At 68.2% G+C, this 1,794-nt stretch carries 1 protein-coding gene; it reads right to left on the minus strand.

Features of this window, described 5'->3' with window-relative positions:
* Positions 1 to 300: 300 nt before the first annotated feature.
* Complete coding sequence (gene ispG, locus D471_RS0115650) at positions 301 to 1,455, minus strand: flavodoxin-dependent (E)-4-hydroxy-3-methylbut-2-enyl-diphosphate synthase (RefSeq protein WP_017599491.1); 1,155 nt, start codon at positions 1,453 to 1,455, stop codon at positions 301 to 303.
* Positions 1,456 to 1,794: the final 339 nt, after the last annotated feature.

Below are 1,794 nucleotides of genomic sequence, written 5' to 3' on the forward strand. Positions count from 1 at the left end.
ACCTAGGTAACATGACCCGCAAACGTTGCGTATGTCCGCCTTTGACGCCAGAATCCGTGCGTTATGACGCAATAAAACGCACACAAACGTGATGCATGTCATATGTTATTACCCACAGTAGTGGTAAACCGTTGACCTGCGAAGGGGTCGGCGGACGCCGGTCGTTCACCCGCTCTTCACCCTCGCCCGCACCCTCGCCCCGAAACGACGAGGGCCCGGCCCACGCGCGTGGCGTGGACCGGGCCTGTGTTCGTCGCGGGCCTCGGCTTCGGGAGACGGCCCTGGAGTGTGTCGGAGGGGTCAGCCCGCGACGGCCACCGTGGGCTCGCCCGGCTCGACGGACTCACCCATCTCCTCGGCGATCCGCATGGCCTCCTCGATGAGGGTCTCCACGATCTGCGACTCCGGCACGGTCTTGATGACCTCGCCCTTGACGAAGATCTGGCCCTTGCCGTTGCCCGAGGCCACCCCGAGGTCGGCGTCGCGCGCCTCACCGGGACCGTTGACGACGCAGCCCATGACGGCCACGCGCAGCGGCACCTCCATGCCCTCCAGGCCGGCGGTGACCTCCTCCGCGAGCGTGTAGACGTCGACCTGGGCACGGCCGCAGCTGGGGCAGGAGACGATCTCCAGGCCGCGCTCGCGCAGGCCCAGCGACTCCAGGATCTGCGCGCCGACCTTGACCTCCTCGGCGGGCGGCGCGGACAGCGACACGCGGATGGTGTCTCCGATGCCCTCCGCCAGCAGGGCGCCGAAGGCCACCGACGACTTGATGGTGCCCTGGAAGGCCGGACCGGCCTCGGTCACGCCCAGGTGCAGCGGGTAGTCGCACGCCTGTGCCAGCTGCCGGTAGGCGTTGACCATCACGACCGGGTCGTTGTGCTTGACCGAGATCTTGATGTCGCGGAAGCCGTGCTCCTCGAACAGGGAGCACTCCCACAGCGCCGACTCCACGAGCGCCTCGGGCGTGGCCTTGCCGTACTTGGCGAGCAGCCGCTTGTCGAGGGAACCGGCGTTGACGCCGATCCGGATCGGAACGCCCGCGTTGCTGGCGGCCTTGGCGATCTCGGCGACCTTGTCGTCGAACTTCTTGATGTTGCCCGGGTTCACGCGCACGGCCGCGCATCCGGCGTCGATCGCGGCGAACACGTACTTGGGCTGGAAGTGGATGTCGGCGATCACCGGGATCTGCGACTTCTTCGCGATGATCGGGAGCGCCTCGGCGTCGTCGTTGGTCGGGACGGCCACCCGGACGATCTGGCAGCCGGTCGCGGTGAGCTCCGCGATCTGCTGGAGGGTCGCGTTGATGTCGGAGGTGCGGGTGGTCGTCATGGACTGGACGGACACCGGTGCGTCCCCGCCCACGGGAACGTTTCCGACCATGATCTGCCGCGACTTGCGCCGGGTCGCCAGCGGGCGCGGCGGAGTGGCGGGGATACCGAGATCGACGGTCACGCTTGATTCACCTCGTCTGCCACCGGAGGGGGTGGCACTTGATTCGTCCGGATGCGGAAAAGAAGGAGCGCCCTGAGCGGCGCGCGGTGCCGCGACCGGGGAGTCGATTCACCTGCGGCGCCAGTCTGCGCCGTCGTTCCCGGATCGCGCTGTCCAGGTTACCTCTACCGATAGGGACGAGGGTGCCGATGTGGCCCACCCGTCACCCTCCACCGCCCGAGGGCCGCTCCGCGAAGAGGCGGACACCCTAACGGATCCCCAGGGGGTTACCGTTCGGGCGCCGGCAGGGTTCTGCAAGACGAGTCGAGCCGCGAGCGAGGAACGAGCGGCAGGGGGAGG

The sequence above is a fragment of the Nocardiopsis lucentensis DSM 44048 genome, from assembly GCF_000341125.1.
GTDB lineage: Bacteria > Actinomycetota > Actinomycetes > Streptosporangiales > Streptosporangiaceae > Nocardiopsis > Nocardiopsis lucentensis.